Source organism: Sphingomonas benefaciens (assembly GCF_052907485.1).
Window position 1 is genome coordinate 807,022 of sequence record NZ_JBREIC010000001.1, and the last position, 13,833, is coordinate 820,854.

Annotated in this window: 21 protein-coding genes and 1 other RNA gene; 11 read left to right on the top strand and 11 right to left on the bottom strand. The window is 68.4% G+C overall.

Features of this window, described 5'->3' with window-relative positions; all coding sequences use genetic code 11:
• Positions 1–22: 22 nt before the first annotated feature.
• A complete protein-coding gene (locus tag ACU5AX_RS03865; protein WP_446689733.1) occupies positions 23–694 on the top strand; it encodes a septation protein A in 672 nt (223 codons plus the stop codon).
• A gap of 18 nt (positions 695–712) precedes the next feature.
• Here the strand turns inward: ACU5AX_RS03865 and aqpZ are convergent, their stop codons facing one another.
• From aqpZ to pspF, 3 genes are all read right to left on the bottom strand, one after another.
• Positions 713–1,570 (bottom strand): aquaporin Z, encoded by an 858-nt coding sequence (gene aqpZ / locus ACU5AX_RS03870; protein ID WP_446689734.1) that lies wholly within the window; start codon positions 1,568–1,570, stop codon positions 713–715.
• A 203-nt stretch (positions 1,571–1,773) separates the two neighbouring features.
• Entirely contained in the window at positions 1,774–2,379 is a 606-nt protein-coding gene (locus ACU5AX_RS03875) for a superoxide dismutase (protein WP_446689735.1), read from the bottom strand.
• A 139-nt stretch (positions 2,380–2,518) separates the two neighbouring features.
• Positions 2,519–3,583: a phage shock protein operon transcriptional activator gene (gene pspF, locus ACU5AX_RS03880; protein WP_446689736.1), complete on the bottom strand. Its 1,065-nt coding sequence runs from the start codon at positions 3,581–3,583 to the stop codon at positions 2,519–2,521.
• Between pspF and ACU5AX_RS03885 the strand changes: the two genes are divergently transcribed.
• From ACU5AX_RS03885 to ACU5AX_RS03930, 10 genes are all read left to right on the top strand, one after another.
• Complete coding sequence (locus tag ACU5AX_RS03885) at positions 3,561–3,899, top strand: hypothetical protein (protein WP_446689737.1); 339 nt, start codon at positions 3,561–3,563, stop codon at positions 3,897–3,899. The genes pspF and ACU5AX_RS03885 overlap by 23 nt on opposite strands.
• A 69-nt stretch (positions 3,900–3,968) precedes the next feature.
• A complete protein-coding gene (gene pspA, locus ACU5AX_RS03890) occupies positions 3,969–4,646 on the top strand; it encodes a phage shock protein PspA (protein WP_198352661.1) in 678 nt (225 codons plus the stop codon).
• A 1-nt stretch (position 4,647) separates the two neighbouring features.
• Entirely contained in the window at positions 4,648–4,935 is a 288-nt protein-coding gene (gene pspB, locus ACU5AX_RS03895; RefSeq protein ID WP_198352660.1) for an envelope stress response membrane protein PspB, read from the top strand.
• Between the two features lies 1 nt (position 4,936).
• Positions 4,937–5,317, top strand: a complete 381-nt coding sequence (pspC, locus tag ACU5AX_RS03900) for an envelope stress response membrane protein PspC (protein ID WP_198352659.1) — start codon at positions 4,937–4,939, stop codon at positions 5,315–5,317.
• Between the two features lie 43 nt (positions 5,318–5,360).
• Entirely contained in the window at positions 5,361–5,669 is a 309-nt protein-coding gene (locus ACU5AX_RS03905) for a hypothetical protein (protein ID WP_446690464.1), read from the top strand.
• A 12-nt stretch (positions 5,670–5,681) separates the two neighbouring features.
• Positions 5,682–5,939 carry a hypothetical protein gene (locus tag ACU5AX_RS03910; protein ID WP_446689738.1) on the top strand — a complete coding sequence of 86 codons (258 nt, stop codon included), beginning with the start codon at positions 5,682–5,684 and terminating at the stop codon, positions 5,937–5,939.
• Complete coding sequence (locus ACU5AX_RS03915) at positions 5,939–6,208, top strand: hypothetical protein (protein ID WP_446689739.1); 270 nt, start codon at positions 5,939–5,941, stop codon at positions 6,206–6,208. The genes ACU5AX_RS03910 and ACU5AX_RS03915 overlap by 1 nt, the downstream gene beginning before the upstream one ends.
• A 13-nt stretch (positions 6,209–6,221) precedes the next feature.
• A complete protein-coding gene (locus ACU5AX_RS03920; protein ID WP_446689740.1) occupies positions 6,222–6,464 on the top strand; it encodes a hypothetical protein in 243 nt (80 codons plus the stop codon).
• Between the two features lie 11 nt (positions 6,465–6,475).
• Positions 6,476–6,715: a hypothetical protein gene (locus ACU5AX_RS03925; protein WP_198352655.1), complete on the top strand. Its 240-nt coding sequence runs from the start codon at positions 6,476–6,478 to the stop codon at positions 6,713–6,715.
• Positions 6,716–6,845: 130 nt separating this feature from the next.
• A complete protein-coding gene (locus ACU5AX_RS03930) occupies positions 6,846–7,250 on the top strand; it encodes a SufE family protein (protein ID WP_446689741.1) in 405 nt (134 codons plus the stop codon).
• Positions 7,251–7,440: 190 nt separating this feature from the next.
• Here ACU5AX_RS03930 and ACU5AX_RS03935 read toward each other — a convergent pair whose 3' ends face one another.
• The 8 genes from ACU5AX_RS03935 to ACU5AX_RS03970 form a co-directional block, all read right to left on the bottom strand.
• The gene (locus tag ACU5AX_RS03935) at positions 7,441–7,746 is read right to left on the bottom strand and encodes a (2Fe-2S) ferredoxin domain-containing protein (protein ID WP_446689742.1); all 306 of its coding nucleotides are present in this window, start codon (positions 7,744–7,746) and stop codon (positions 7,441–7,443) included.
• A complete protein-coding gene (locus ACU5AX_RS03940) occupies positions 7,731–8,270 on the bottom strand; it encodes a J domain-containing protein (protein ID WP_446689743.1) in 540 nt (179 codons plus the stop codon). Before ACU5AX_RS03940 ends, ACU5AX_RS03935 begins: the two co-directional genes overlap by 16 nt.
• 50 nt (positions 8,271–8,320) lie before the next feature.
• The gene (locus ACU5AX_RS03945) at positions 8,321–10,261 is read right to left on the bottom strand and encodes an energy transducer TonB (protein WP_446689744.1); all 1,941 of its coding nucleotides are present in this window, start codon (positions 10,259–10,261) and stop codon (positions 8,321–8,323) included.
• A 49-nt stretch (positions 10,262–10,310) separates the two neighbouring features.
• Positions 10,311–10,702, bottom strand: an RNA gene (gene rnpB, locus ACU5AX_RS03950) — RNase P RNA component class A.
• A gap of 10 nt (positions 10,703–10,712) precedes the next feature.
• A complete protein-coding gene (locus ACU5AX_RS03955; RefSeq protein ID WP_446689745.1) occupies positions 10,713–11,402 on the bottom strand; it encodes an N-acetylmuramoyl-L-alanine amidase in 690 nt (229 codons plus the stop codon).
• A 51-nt stretch (positions 11,403–11,453) separates the two neighbouring features.
• Positions 11,454–12,332, bottom strand: a complete 879-nt coding sequence (locus tag ACU5AX_RS03960) for a CheR family methyltransferase (RefSeq protein WP_446689746.1) — start codon at positions 12,330–12,332, stop codon at positions 11,454–11,456.
• On the bottom strand, positions 12,329–13,405 hold the full coding sequence (gene cheB, locus ACU5AX_RS03965; RefSeq protein ID WP_446689747.1) for a chemotaxis-specific protein-glutamate methyltransferase CheB: 1,077 nt from the start codon (positions 13,403–13,405) through the stop codon (positions 12,329–12,331). The genes ACU5AX_RS03960 and cheB overlap by 4 nt, the downstream gene beginning before the upstream one ends.
• A 42-nt stretch (positions 13,406–13,447) precedes the next feature.
• Positions 13,448–13,813, bottom strand: a complete 366-nt coding sequence (locus ACU5AX_RS03970) for a response regulator (RefSeq protein WP_198352649.1) — start codon at positions 13,811–13,813, stop codon at positions 13,448–13,450.
• Positions 13,814–13,833: the final 20 nt, after the last annotated feature.

Genomic DNA, 13,833 nt, shown 5'->3' on the forward strand with positions numbered 1-13,833 from the left:
CGACGGCGAAGGACGCTATTGCATGACGCAAAAGGGCTCCCCCGGCGTTCGCCTAGGCGTGGAGTACGGGCCTTTGCTCGTCTTCTTCGCCGCCAATTTCCTGTTTCCCTCCGCCCTGGCGATGCGGCTGGTCGGCGCGTCGACCGGCTTCCTGTCGGACCTGGACCGCGCCGGCGCGCTGGTGATCGCGCGGGTCGTCGTCGCCACGGTCGCCTTCGTGCTCGCGACGGTGGTGGCGATGGTCGTGTCGCGGGTGAAGCTCGGCAGGGTGTCGCCGATGCTGTGGATCTCCGGCGCCTTCGTGGTGATCTTCGGCGGGCTGACCGTCTGGTTCCACGACCCCAAGTTCATCCAGATGAAGCCGACCTTCGTCTATGCGATGTTCGCCGCGGTGCTCGGCTATGGCCTGCTCAGCGGGCGACCGTTGCTCGAGGGGCTGCTCGGCGCTGCCTATCCCGGCCTGACGGCGGAAGGGTGGCGCAAGCTGACCCGCAACTGGGCGCTGTTCTTCCTGTTCATGGCGGCGCTGAACGAGACGGTATGGCGTTCGACCAGCTGGGATTTCTGGGTCGGCTTCAAGCTGTGGGGGGCGATCCCGCTGACCTTGCTGTTCGCCTTCGCCAACGTGCCGATGCTGCTGCGCCACGGCCTGACCACCGAAGACGCGGCCACGGCCGTGCCGCCGCAGGAATGACCCGCGGCGGCTGGGCAGTCAGACCATCGTGACGCGGCCGTCGTCGATCAGGCGCTCGACCGGCTGATCGCTGATCGGCCCCGGCGACTGATCCTCGCGCTTGTGAGCGAACAGCCAGCGTGCGCTGAGCCCTGCCACCGCCGCCCCGGCAATCGGTGCAATCCAGAACAGCCACAGCTGCGACAGCGCCCAGCCGCCCATGAACAGCGCCGGTCCGGTGCTGCGCGCCGGATTGACCGAGGTGTTGTCGATCGGGATCGAGATCAGATGGATCAGCGTCAGCGCCAGACCGATCGACAGCGGCGCGAACGGGCCGGACGAGCGCTGGTCGGTGGCACCGAGGATGACGATCAAAAAGCCTGCGGTCAGCAGCGCCTCTGCCAGAAACGCCGTCGCCATGCTGTAGTGACCGGGCGAATGCGCGCCATAGCCGTTGGCGGCGAAGCCGCTGGCGACGAGGTCGAAGCCCGGCGCGCCGCCAGCGAGGACGGCGAGCGCGGCACTGGCGAGGATCGCGCCGACCAGCTGCGCCGCGACATAGCCGGGTAGATCGCGCGCCGCGAAGCGCCCGGCGACGGTCAGGCCGATGCTCACCGCCGGGTTGAAATGCCCGCCCGAGATGAAGCCGACGGCGAAAGCCATGGTGAAGACGGTCAGGCCGAAGGCGAGCGCGACGCCGGCCATGCCGATGCTACCCGGTACGCCCGCCCCCGCCGCGACCACGGCCGCACCGCAGCCGCCGAGCACCAGCCAGAAGGTGCCGATCGCTTCCGCCGCCAACCGCCGGGCGAGCGCGACCGGACGCGGCCGCTCCGCCTCCGCCGCGGCTGGAAGGCGACGATTGGTGGCTGGCTGAATGGGCTGATGAACCGTCATGCGTCTCCTCCTTCTGGCCGGCACGTCCATCAGCGGGCGCGAACCGGTGGGAATGATGGCACGGCAACGTGTCCGTATCGGCCCTGTTCCTGGTATCGTTGCACTAACGGCCTATGGTGGATGCGCTAGTCGGGACCGGGCGGAAAACGCGAAAGGCGCCACCGTCGCCGGCAGCGCCCTCCATTCAATTGGCTTGACGAGCGTCAGGCGGCGTCGAACCGCTTGCCCGCCTCGTCCCAGTTGACGATGTCCCACCAGGCCTTGAGGTAGCCGGGGCGATCGTTCTTGTAGGTCAGGTAATAGGCGTGTTCCCACACGTCATTGCCGAGGATCGGCGTGCCGCGGTCCTCGACCACATCCATCAGCGGATTGTCCTGGTTCGGCGTCGAGGTGACCTTGAGCTTACCGTCGGCGGTCTTGATCACCCAGGCCCAGCCCGAACCGAACTGGCCCGCGCCCTTGGTGTTGAAGTCCTCCTTCAGCTGGTCGAGCCCGCCATAGGCGTCGATCGCCTCCTTCAGCGCGCCCGATGGCTGGGTCGACCCCTTGGGCGCCATGATCTTCCAGAAGAAGTCGTGGTTCCAATAGCCGCCACCATTGTTGCGGACGAGCGGCGGCTGCGACGAGATGTTGGCGAGGATGTCCTCGATCGACTTGCCGGCGAGCGACGCGTCCTTCTCGACGCCCTCGTTGAGCTTGGCGGTATAGGCCGCGTGATGCTTGTCGTGGTGGAAGGTCATCGTCTCCTTAGAGATGACCGGTTCCAGCGCGTCATAGTCGTAGGGGAGCGGCGGCAGTTCGAATGCCATGGCTTTGGGCCTCCTGAGATGGAACGGGGTTCGCGCCCGTCAACGCAGCAGGCGGGGTAATGCTCCCGCGCCGTTACGCAAGCGTGATGATGTGTGCGGGTACTGCACCGATCCTTCGTCATCCCGGCGAAGGGGTAGCTCACCCCCCCGCGTTGATCAGGTCGTGCCGCCGCAGCGCATGACGCAACTGATCGTAGGTCAGCCCGAGCGAATCGGCGGTGGCGCGCTGGTTGAAGCGGTGCTCCGCCAGCGCCCGGGCGAGCAGCTCGCGCTCGAACCGCGCGACGCGCGACTTGAAATCCGATGGGCCGGCGTCGCAGGCGGCGACCGGGCTGTCCTCCGGCTCGGCACGAGGCGGTGCCGCGGACGGCGTCTCCCCGGACGGCGCCGGGGCGGCCGGGCGCGGGGCCCCGCCGTGCACCCCCTGCGGCCGATAGGGCGAGGCGAAGGGGTCGATCTCGATCGAATCAACCGGCCCCTCCCCCGCCCAACGGTAGACGGCGCGCTCGACGACGTTGCGCAATTCGCGCACATTGCCCGGCCAGCGATGCGTCATCAGCGCGTCGAGCGCCCGCGGCCCGAAGCCGGGCCAGCGGTCCCAGCCGATCTCCGAGGCCATGCGCCGGCCGAAATGGTCGGCGAGCACCGGTATGTCCCCCGAACGGGCGCGCAGCGGCGGCAGCGTCACCACCTCGAAGCTCAAACGGTCGAGCAGATCGGCACGAAATTCATGCCGATCGACCTTGTCGGGCAGATGCTCGTTGGTCGCCGCGACGATGCGGACGTCGACGCGCAGCGGCCGGCTCGATCCGATGCGCGTCACCTCACCATATTCCACCGCGCGCAGCAGCCGATCCTGCGCCGCCATCGACAAGGTGCCGAGCTCGTCGAGGAACAGGGTGCCGCCATCCGCTTCCTCGAAGCGGCCGGCGCGCGCCTTGGTCGCGCCGGTGAAGGCGCCGGATTCGTGCCCGAACAATTCCGCCTCGATCAGCGTCTCGGGCAGCGCCGCGCAATTCATGATCACCAGCGGCTGATCCCAGCGCGGGCTGAGCCGATGCAGGCGCTCGGCGACCAACTCCTTGCCCGTGCCCCGTTCGCCGATCACCAGCACTGGGCGGTCGAGCGCCGCGGCGCGGCTGGCGCGCTCGAGCGCGTCGAGAAAGGCGCCGGATTGGCCGATGACCTGGGTAGTGCGCTGCATTGCCAACTCTTGGCGCAAAATCCCAATGGTCCGCAAGCGTTCATATGTGGTTCATGCGGATACCACACCAGAAAACCGCGCAAATCAGCCGTTTTCGGAATTGGCACGCCTCCTGCAATGCCTTGGGCAAGCCGCCAAGCAGGCGGCACCAAGGTTCAGAATTCAGGAGGTTTCCATGTTCAAGTCCGACATCGGCCGCACCATCGCCGCCATCGCCTGCACCATCGTCTTCAGCGCCACCTGCGTGGCGGGTGCGGTGGGTCCGGCGGCGACGCATCACGCGGCCACCGTGTCCGCCGCCCGCCAGACGGCGTAAGGCGGCGACCCGGGGCGGGCTCGTTTCCCTCGCCCGCCCCGGTCCCATTTTCCAGGAGCATCAGTACCGATGGGCATTTTCTCCCGCACCCGCGACATCGTCGCCGCCAACTTCGCCGACCTGCTGGAAAAGGCAGAAGACCCGGCGAAGATGATCCGGATGATCATCCTCGAGATGGAGGAGACGCTGGTCGAGGTCCGCGCGTCCGCGGCCCGCACCATCGCCGATCAGAAGGAAATGCGGCGCCACATCCTCAAGCTGGAGCAGCTGCAGGCGAACTGGACCGAGAAGGCCGAACTGGCGCTTTCGAAGGACCGCGAGGATCTGGCCAAGGCGGCGCTGGTCGAGAAGCAGAAGGCGGTCGACATGGCCGACCAGCTGAAGGCCGAGGTGCAGGTGCTCGACGATGCGCTGCGCGCGTCGGAAGAGGACATCGCCAAGCTGCAGAAGAAGCTGACCGAGGCGCGGACCAAGCAGGCCAACGTTCAGACGCGGCTGGAAAGCGCCAACAACCGCTTCCGCCTGCGCGAGATGTACGCCGGTCCCAAGACCAACGAAGCGTTCAGCCGCTTCGACGTCCTGGAACGCCGCGTCGACGATGCCGAGGGTCGCGCCGAGGCGCTTGGCCTGGGTGTCACGAAGACGCTCGAAGAGGAAATCGCCGAACTGCGCCAGAGCGACAAGGTCGATGCCGAACTGGCGGCGCTGAAGGCGCGGCTGAGCAACCGCAGCGGACAGGAGGGCTGAGATGGGGTCTGAAATCATCGTCATTCCGGCGATCTTCATCGGCTTACCCTGGGTCATCTTCCACTACATCACGAAGTGGAAGCAGGCGCCGAAGATCACCGACGAGGACGAGCGGCTGCTCGACGAAATGTATAACCTGGCCCGTCGCCTCGAAGACCGGCTCAACACCGTGGAGCGGATCGTCGCCGCCGACAATCCGGACTGGAAGCCGGGACTGAACGCGCCGCAGCCACCGCTGTCGCAATCGTCCTACGCCGCGTCCAACTACCAGCTCGATCGGAGGAACTGAGATGTCCGGCAGCCGCACCAAATTCTACCTCGATCCGCAGAACGGCAAGTGGAAGGGCGTGTGTTCGGGGATCGCCGATTATATCGGCACCGACCCGATGTGGGTCCGCCTGGGCGTCGCCGGCATGACGCTGATCGCCCAGCAATGGTGGATCGTCGTCGCCTATTTCGTGATCGCCTGGGTCGCCGACAACAAGCCGATCGACCTGTATCAGGACGAGCACGACGAGAAGTTCTGGCAGGGCGTGCGCAGCAATCCCAAGCGGTCGACCGCCGAGGTGCGCAGCAAGTTCCGCGACATCGATCGCCGGCTCGCCGACATCGAGTTGCACTATACCAGCCGCAACAGCCGGCTGGCCGAGGAAATCGACAGCCTGCGCTGAGCCGTCGCTCGCGGGGCGTCTGAAGGGGAGAGTTCACATGGACATGGGTTGGATGGTTCCGGTGGGTGTGGTCGGCGCGATTTCGGCGCGGCATGCCTTCACCACCTGGGTCAAGGCCAAGCACGGCTACCCGATCGACGAGGAAGGTCGCCGCAGCCGCCGCCGCGGGCGCTATGCCGAAGCGACCGGCGACATCGAGGCGGAGCGCAAGATCATGCTGCTCACCAACGAGAACGACAAGCTGACCGGCCAAGTCAGCCGCTTGGAGGAGCGGATCGCCGTCCTCGAACGCATCGCCACCGATCCTGCCGAGCGTACCGCTCGCGAGATCGAAGCGCTCCGCGACCGGTAAAGGACAGCCGTCATGGGTCCCGACCACGTCATCTGCATGATCATCGGATCGGTGATCACGCTCGCTATCCAATGGTACGGCCGCCGCAAGGTCCGCCAAGCCATCGCCGCCCCGGACATCGAGGCGCGCCGCGGCATCCAGCTGCTCGATGCCGAGAACACCCAGCGCGTCGGCCAGATCGACCGGTTGCAGGAACGGCTCGCCAATGTGGAGCGGATCGTCACCGACGGCGCGCACCGGCTCGACCGCGAAATCGAAAGGCTGCGCTGATGAACGGCTTCACCATCTTCATGCTCGCCTTCGTGATCGTCGGCCTGCCCGTGATCCTCGGCATCGGTTCGGAGATGTTCAAGCGCTGGCTGAAGCACAAGGAGACGATGGCCGGCGCGCTCAACGCCCAGACCGCGGAGAAAGCGGCGCAATATGCGGCGCATGTCGAGCGTCTGGAGGCGCGGGTGCGGGTGCTGGAGCGGATCGCCACCGATCGCGGCGCGGACCTGTCCGACAGGATCGACCAACTCCGCATCCAGGCGAATTGAGGAGCATTGGACCATGAACCCTGCCGAAGTGATCGTCGCAGTCGTGGCGCTGGTGGTGTTCGGCATCGTGATGGCGGTGCGGTCGATAGCCCGAAACAGCGTCGACGCCCCACGCCCCCCGATCGACGAAACCAGGCGCCTCTATGACGAGGTGCGCATCCTCAAGGAACGCGTCCAGGTGCTGGAACGCGTCATCACCGACAATCGCAGCAGCATCGACCTCGATCGCGAGATCGACCGGCTGCGCGACCGCTGAAGGAGGCGGACATGACCAATCCCGATATCGTGTATCTGACCGTATCGCTGTCCGGCCTCGCCGGTCTGGGCATGGTGACCACCGCAGGCCTGTCCGGCTGGCGCAGCTGGCTGGCGTTCAAGCACCAGCAGCTCGACCAGGCGCACGAACAGGCGCCCCCCGTGCCGTCGGCCGGCTCGCGGATCGAGATCGCCGACCTCAAGGAGCGGATCAAGAAGCTGGAAGCGATCGCGGCCGGGGTCGACCTGTAACCGCGATTCTCCCCGCACCTGAAGGTTCCAGCCGGCTGGCTGATGCGGGGGCCGGCACTACGACAGGGATGCGGGAAGGCGCCAGCATGATCGTTTGCCCTGCCCGTCCCGCCCCTGTACCGCACCGCCCATGACCAGCATCGCCGACGTCCGCGACGAATATGACTTCCTCGATCCCGACGACCGCTACCGGCTGCTGATCGACCTCGGCCGCGCCTTGGAGCCGATGCCGGACGCGCTGAAGACTGAGGCGACGCTGGTGCGGGGCTGTTCCGCCTCCGTCTGGGTCTATCCCACCGTCCGCGACGACGGCACGCTGCATTTCCTCGCCGATTCCAATGCCGCGATCACCAAGGGGATCATCGCACTGGTGCTGCTGACCGTGCAGGACCGCGCGCCCGCGCAGATCGTGGCGACCGACATCGCGGCGGAGCTGGCGCCGTTCGATCTCAGGAACCAGCTGAGCTCGAACCGGACGCAGGGCATCCCGAACATGATCGCGCTGATCCGCGAGACCGCGACCCGTTACGCCTGACCAGCGCCGCGCCCCGCTAGGGCGATCGACACTCGGCATGGCAGGCCATGCTTCGTCATCCCCGCGGAGGCGGGGATCCAGAACCCTGACGTCACGGCTCTACAGCGGCCTCCGCGCGTCTGGATTCGCGCCTCCGCGGGAATGACGGCAGGTCGGTTCCAAAGTTTGCGATGCTGAATGGCGTTTGGTTTTAGGGCGCGATCCGCAGCGCCAATGCGGTCACGTCCGAGCCTTTGGGCACGACCAGCCAACGATCCGGCGCCCGCGCGTCGATCACCGCCACCGCATCGCGCGGGCACAGCCCCAGACAGCGCGTCTCGACGACGCCGAGCGGCGCCTTGCGCCCCTTCTTCAGGCCGAGCACCTTGCGCAGCAGCTTGGCCAGCGGCGTGCGGCCCTTGCGCCCGAACCCGCCGTCGACCTTCCTGGTGCATTTGCCGCAGACCAGCACCGCGCCGTCCCAATGGGCGGCGATCTCCTTCATCGGGGGCGCCACGTCCGCCCATCCTCCGCCGCCTTGAGCACCTCATAGGCGGCCTGTACCGCCTGGAAGCGGACCGCGGCATCGGCGTCGCCGGGGCGCACGTCGGGATGATTTTCCTTGGCGAGCCGTCGCCAGGCACCCTTGACCGCCTCGAAATCCGCGTCGCTCTCCAACCCCAGCGCGTCGAGCGCATGCATCTCGTCGCGCGAGCGACTGCCGTCGCCAGGGCCACCCCAGGCATAATGGTTGGCATGGGCATAGCCGGAGGCGGTGCGGCTTTCCGACGCCTCGCGCGCCGCCGCCTCCTCTGCCGACAGGCCCTCGAAGTAATTCCAGCCGCGATTGTATTCGGCGGCATGGTCGATGCAGAAATACCAGCGATCGGGGCTGTTGGGCGATTTGGGCGCGGGACAGTCGCCCGGCTTGTCGCAGCCGTGCCGGTCGCACAGGCGAACCGTCGTCGCCTCCCGGCCGGAGCCATAGCCCCGCCAGCGTGGAAAACCCCAGTCGTTCGATCGTGTCGTGCTGCGCGCCATCTCATCTGCGACATAGGCGATCGGAGACGGCGCGCAAGCGGGACTGGCGTCTACAGGCTGAAGCGGACGCCCTTGGTCAGCGCCCCGCAGCCGAGGCTGCCGTCAGGCCGGTAGGTCTTGGAGAAACGCGCGGTGCGGATCGTATCGACGCCCGCCTTGGTGAAGACGAACGGCGGATAGGAGATGATCGCCCGCTCGTTGAGGACGCGACCGTCCGGATCGACGTCGAACTGGGTCCGCGTCCAGCCGCTCATGCCCCAGCGCTGCGCCTCCCGGGGATAGGTGCCGCCGGCATGGGCGAACTGGGGCGGCTTGTCGATCAGCGCGCATTGATTGGCGGCAAGGCCCGAAGCGGCGAAGGTGGTTCGCGCCGCTTCCAGATCGCCGCGCTCCTGCGCCAGCGATGCAAGGCGGATCAGCGCCCCGACCTTGAGCGGATCGGCCGCCGCCAGCGCCTTGTCCTGCGCCACCTGTTGCAGGATCACGTCGCGACGGTCGCGGTCGCTCTCGCGGTCGGCGAGCAGCAGCCGGAGCGCCGCGCGGGCCTGCGGATCGCTGGCATAGGGCGCCTCGCCCAGCATCGGTTCGACGATCCGGCGGAAATTGCCGCGGCGGTAGAGGTCGGCCGCGGTCGCGGTCCGCGCCTCTAGGTCGAGGTCGAGCCGCGCCGTCGCCGGGGCGCCGTTGGCGACGGCGATCGCCAGCGCCCGTCGCGCCGCCGGTCCGCGCTCGTCGCGCGGCACGACGGGATTACGGATCAGCGCGAACAGCGCCGGCAGCGTCGCCAGACTGTCGCCCCCGCTCGCCGCATCCTTCAGCGTCTGCCGCTGTGCCACGATCGCCGTCGCCGGCGAATCGGGCCGGTCGGCGAAGCTCAGCCCCTTGCCGCGTCCCCAGGCGATCAACTCGGCCTCGAGCTGGTCGTTGATCGAGGGACGTGGAAAGGCGAGGTTGCAGCGCATCTCGACCCGCGCATTGTAGCGCAGAAAGGTCGGCATCGATTTGACCTGGTCGGGGATCCACGACCATTGCCGCACCGCCTGGGCGAAGGCGAGCGCGACCTTGCCGCCGCCGGCGGCGTAGATCGGCCGCACGCCGCGTGCCGTGCCGTCGTCGGCGATCGAGAATTCGACCACCGCCATGTCGTTGGGCTTCAGCCCCTCCTCGCCGCCACAGTCTGGCGGGACCATCGCGACGCCGGGATCGATCAGGCCGATCGACTTCGCCCCGGCGCCGGTCAGCGCGACATAGCGCCGCGCCTCATCCTCGTTGCCGCCGAGCAGATAGGCGATGGCGGCATCCGAACGGACCGACACGTCGTGGAGGTCGATCATGTTCGAGTTGATCCCGCCGAACGCGCGCACGGCATCCCGGAACGTCGCCTGCGCCGCCGGTATGTCGCCGCGGTTCAGCGACAGTATCCCTTTCGCCTCGGCGATCGTGCCCAGCGCCGCGCGGTCCAGTTTCGCCGACGCGACAAGGCCGTCGAGGCGGGTCTGTGCCGCCGCCGCCGCCGCGGGATCGGTGAAGGTCGCGGTCTGCACCAGGCTCAAGGCGGCGACGATCTTGTCACGCGCGCTGTCGGCGGTGGCTCCCGCTTTCGCGAACCAGTCTGCCGCCGTCGCATAGTCCAGGCTGGTCATCGCGATCCGGCCCAGATTGAAGCTCGCCTGAAATCGGTCTGCCCGCAGCGAGGCATCGTCGGCGGGCAGGATGGCGAGCCCGGCCTGCGCGGCGGCAACCGCCTCGTCCTTGCGGTCGAGCGCGAGCAGCGCCGCACTCTTGCGGACCAGCACGATCGCACGGCTGCGCGGACGATCGCGAACCCGCTGCTCCAGCGCCTGCCAGGCGGCCAGCGCGGCGGCCGTGTCGGTGCCGGCATCGAGTGCTTCGGCGGCGTCGAAATCCTGCTGCACCGTGCGCGCGGCCTGCTGCGCCGTCGACTGCCCGGCCACCGCGATCAGCGCGGCCGCGGCCCACATCCTGTTCATGCCCGAATCTCCCCCTCTGGCGGGCCGATCGTGCCCCGCCGCAGAAGCGTTTGCCAGAGGGTCTGTAAGCCGGGTTCTGTCCCCCTCCCGTTGCCGGGAAGATAGGCGACCATTCCTCTCGGACGACGCTTGCGCGCCGTCTCCAGCAACCAACCCGGGCAGCGGGTGGGAACACACCCCGGCGCGCGTTGTCGTGCGCCATGCCGCCTCTATTCGGTCTTGCTCCCGGTGGGGTTTGCCGTGCCGCTGCCGTTACCGACCGCGCGGTGCGCTCTTGCCGCACCCTTTCACCCTTACCTGCCGTGAACGGCAGGCGGTCTGCTCTCTGTGGCACTGTCCCTGGGGTCGCCCCCGCCGGGCGTTACCCGGCACCGTCGTTCCGCGGAGCCCGGACTTTCCTCGGCGCGCATTGCTGCGCGACGCGGCCGCCCGACCCTCTGGCCCGCCCCCCTTACTCGTCCCCCTGCGGCTTGGGAAGCAGCAGCGCGAGCAGGATCATGCGGCATTCGGCATCGATCTCGCCATCGATCAGTTCGGGGCGGAACCGGCGCTGAAAGGCGATCGTCGCGGCAAGCGGATCGGTGACGTCATAGCCGAAGCGTTCGAGCGCGAGCAGGAAGCCGGCCTGCGTCCACATCGGGTCGAGCAGCTTCTGCGTCGGCCGGGGCAGCGCCAGCCGCAGTCGCGCCAGCCGCCCCCAGGGAAAGCGCTCGCCCGGATCGCGCTTGCGGGTCGGCGCGATGTCGGAATGACCGACGACGTTGCCGCGGGTGATCGCATAACGCTCCTTGATCTCCGCGACCAAGCGGATCACCGCGGCGACCTGCGGCTCCGGAAAGTCGCGATAGCCCCATTCATGGCCGGGATTGACGATCTCGATGCCGATGCTCGCCGAATTGACGTCGGTGCAGCCGCGCCAGTGCGACGCGCCGGCGTGCCAGGCGCGCTTGCTCTCGTCGACCAGGCGGAACACCGACCCGTCTTCCTCGACCAGATAATGCGCCGATACCTTCGCCGCCGGGTCGCGCAGCCGCGCCAGCGCCGAGGGCCCGTCGGGCATGCCGGTGTAATGGAGGACGATCATATCGATCGGCAGCCGTCGCTCGTCGAAGTTCGGCGAGGGCGTGTCGAATGGGGTCATGACGCCCGGTCTAGCCGAAGCCGACGCGCGGCGTAAGGGGCGTAAGAGGCGTCAGGCGGCAGAGGCGCGCGGCAGGCGCGCGGCGCGTTCGTAGAAGCCGCGCAGGCGACGGCTCGGCTCGAACGCGTCGGTCTGGCCGATCACCGTCTCGCCGGCGCCGAGCACCAGCACGCCACCCGGCCGCAGCGCGCGGGCGAAGCGGGTGAAGACGTCCGCCTTGGTCGGTGCGGACAGATAGAGCAGCACGTTGCGGCAGAGCAGCACGTCATAGGTGCCGACCGGCGGCGGATCGGTAACCAGATTGTGCCGCCGCACGGTGATCGCGCGGAGCAATTCTGGCTTCGCCGCCCAGTCGTTGCCGGCGGCATCGAACCAGCGCATCATCCGCCGGATCGGCAGCCCGCGCTGGATCTCGAACTGGGTGAACCGGCCGGTGCGGGTGCGGGTCACCGCCTGTTCCGACACGTCGGTGGCGACGATATCGGGCATCGGCTTGCCGTGATCGGCTTCACGTTCGGCGAACAGCATCGCCAGCGACAGCGGCTCCTGCCCCGACGAACAGCCGGCGCACCAGATGCGCGCACGGCGGCCCGTCGCCTCCACCGCGGCGACCGCCTCGACCACCTGGTCGAACACCGGCGCTTCGCGAAAGAAGGAGGTCTCGCCATTGACCAGCGCATCGACGATCTGGTCGGCAAGGGTCCCGTCATTGCCGTCGAGCAAGCGCGCGACGAGCTGGTCGAGCGTCGCCAGGCCGCGATCGCGCAGCAACGGCTTGAGCGCCGTGTCGATGCGCCACGAGCGATAGGCAGCGATCTGTTGCCCGGTGCGGGCCTCCAGCAGGCTGCTGACGACGTTGAGCACCGCCTGCGACACCGCGGGCGCCGGGGCGGACTGGCCCTTGCCGGGGACGGCGGGGGCGACGCTCACGGCCGCTGCCGCGCGGCGACCAGCCGGCCGATCGCATCGGGCGGCAGGATCGCATCGGCGCAGCCGCTCGCCGCCACCGCGCCGGGCATGCCCCAGACGACGGAGCTGGCCTGATCCTGTACCACCACGCATCCTCCTGCCCTGCTGACCGCGCGGGCGCCTTCCGCCCCGTCGCGTCCCATGCCGCTCAGCACCACCGCCAGCATCCGCGCACCGAACACCTCGGCGAGCGAGGCGAACATCGGATCGACCGACGGCATGCAGCCGCTCGCCACGGCATCACTCGACAGGCGGATCGCCGCGCTGCCGTCGGCCAGCGGCACGCAGCGCAGATGCGCGTCGCCCGGCGCGATGACGATACGGCCGGGCCGCAGCCGCAGCCGGTCGCTGGCGACGTCGCACGGTCGGCCGGCGAGCACCGCGAGCTGCGCAGCGAAATAGGGCATGAAGGACGCGGGCAGATGCTGCGTCACCAGGATCGGCAGGCGAAAGCAATTGGGGATGGCGCGCAGGACCTGGCTGAGCGCATGGATGCCGCCAGTCGAGGCGCCGATCGCGACGACGTCATATTCGTCGAAGCTCGGTTGCGGCGGGGTCGCCACCGGCGCCAGCGGTGCGGGGGACGGGATGGAGACGGCGGCCGGCGCTGCCGGCGCGCTGAGTCGCACGAGCTTGTCGATCAGCTGGTCGGCGAAAACGTTCATCCGCCCGCCCGCCACCGGCTTGACCAGCGTGTCGGCGGCGCCGAGCGCCAGCGCCTGGAGGGTGGTGGCAGCGCCTTCGGTCGCCTGCGACGAGACGACGAGGACGCGCGCGCCGCGGCCGGCGGCGATCAGATCGGGCAAGGCGGTCAGCCCGTCGACACCGGGCAGTTGCACGTCGAGCAGAACGAAATCGACCCGTGTGCGTGCCAGGACGTCATGGGCGCCGGCGACGGTGGCGACACTGCCGACCACGGCGAAGCGCGACGCCGCGCCGACGATGCGTTCCATCACCGCGCGGGCGACGGCCGAATCGTCGACGATCAGGATGCGCAGCGGCGCTGCGCCGTCCTCGCCTTCGACGAGCGGCATGACTGGGGAAATGGCCGGCGCCATAACGGTCGCGATCGGCGATCAGGCGATGCCGACGATCTGGAGCTTGGATTCGAGCGTGTCGCGGTCGAACGGCTTCATGACATATTCGTCGGCCCCCGCCTCGATCGCGGCGCGGATATAGGCCATGCCGTTTTCGGTGGTGCAGAAGACGACCTTGGGCCGCGTCGGGATGTCCGCCTCGCGCAGCGCGCGCAGGAAGTCCATCCCGCTCATCACCGGCATGTTCCAGTCGAGCAGGATGACGTCGGGGGCCGATGCCAGGCAGGCGTCCAGCGCCTCGCGCCCGTCGCAGGCTTCCGTCACGGTGAAGTCGAGCGTCTCGAGGATATGCCGGGCGACCTTGCGGATCACCTTGGAGTCGTCGACGACGAGACAGGTCTTCATGCGGTGGCCTTTTCGAGTAC

Excerpts from the sequence above, each read along its gene's own strand:
- pspA (WP_198352661.1), top strand. The coding sequence starts at position 3,969 with ATGGGCATTTTCTCCCGCACCCGCGACATCGTCGCCGCCAACTTCGCC.
- ACU5AX_RS03970 (WP_198352649.1), bottom strand. The coding sequence starts at position 13,813 with ATGAAGACCTGTCTCGTCGTCGACGACTCCAAGGTGATCCGCAAGGTC.
- ACU5AX_RS03915 (WP_446689739.1), top strand. The coding sequence starts at position 5,939 with ATGAACGGCTTCACCATCTTCATGCTCGCCTTCGTGATCGTCGGCCTG.
- ACU5AX_RS03940 (WP_446689743.1), bottom strand. The coding sequence starts at position 8,270 with ATGGCGCGCAGCACGACACGATCGAACGACTGGGGTTTTCCACGCTGG.
- ACU5AX_RS03865 (WP_446689733.1), top strand. The coding sequence starts at position 23 with ATGACGCAAAAGGGCTCCCCCGGCGTTCGCCTAGGCGTGGAGTACGGG.
- ACU5AX_RS03930 (WP_446689741.1), top strand. The coding sequence starts at position 6,846 with ATGACCAGCATCGCCGACGTCCGCGACGAATATGACTTCCTCGATCCC.
- ACU5AX_RS03955 (WP_446689745.1), bottom strand. The coding sequence starts at position 11,402 with ATGACCCCATTCGACACGCCCTCGCCGAACTTCGACGAGCGACGGCTG.
- cheB (WP_446689747.1), bottom strand. The coding sequence starts at position 13,405 with ATGCCGCTCGTCGAAGGCGAGGACGGCGCAGCGCCGCTGCGCATCCTG.
- pspB (WP_198352660.1), top strand. The coding sequence starts at position 4,648 with ATGGGGTCTGAAATCATCGTCATTCCGGCGATCTTCATCGGCTTACCC.
- aqpZ (WP_446689734.1), bottom strand. The coding sequence starts at position 1,570 with ATGACGGTTCATCAGCCCATTCAGCCAGCCACCAATCGTCGCCTTCCA.
- ACU5AX_RS03875 (WP_446689735.1), bottom strand. The coding sequence starts at position 2,379 with ATGGCATTCGAACTGCCGCCGCTCCCCTACGACTATGACGCGCTGGAA.
- ACU5AX_RS03885 (WP_446689737.1), top strand. The coding sequence starts at position 3,561 with ATGACCTGGGTAGTGCGCTGCATTGCCAACTCTTGGCGCAAAATCCCA.
- ACU5AX_RS03920 (WP_446689740.1), top strand. The coding sequence starts at position 6,222 with ATGAACCCTGCCGAAGTGATCGTCGCAGTCGTGGCGCTGGTGGTGTTC.
- ACU5AX_RS03925 (WP_198352655.1), top strand. The coding sequence starts at position 6,476 with ATGACCAATCCCGATATCGTGTATCTGACCGTATCGCTGTCCGGCCTC.
- ACU5AX_RS03910 (WP_446689738.1), top strand. The coding sequence starts at position 5,682 with ATGGGTCCCGACCACGTCATCTGCATGATCATCGGATCGGTGATCACG.
- ACU5AX_RS03945 (WP_446689744.1), bottom strand. The coding sequence starts at position 10,261 with ATGAACAGGATGTGGGCCGCGGCCGCGCTGATCGCGGTGGCCGGGCAG.
- pspF (WP_446689736.1), bottom strand. The coding sequence starts at position 3,583 with ATGCAGCGCACTACCCAGGTCATCGGCCAATCCGGCGCCTTTCTCGAC.
- pspC (WP_198352659.1), top strand. The coding sequence starts at position 4,937 with ATGTCCGGCAGCCGCACCAAATTCTACCTCGATCCGCAGAACGGCAAG.
- ACU5AX_RS03905 (WP_446690464.1), top strand. The coding sequence starts at position 5,361 with ATGGGTTGGATGGTTCCGGTGGGTGTGGTCGGCGCGATTTCGGCGCGG.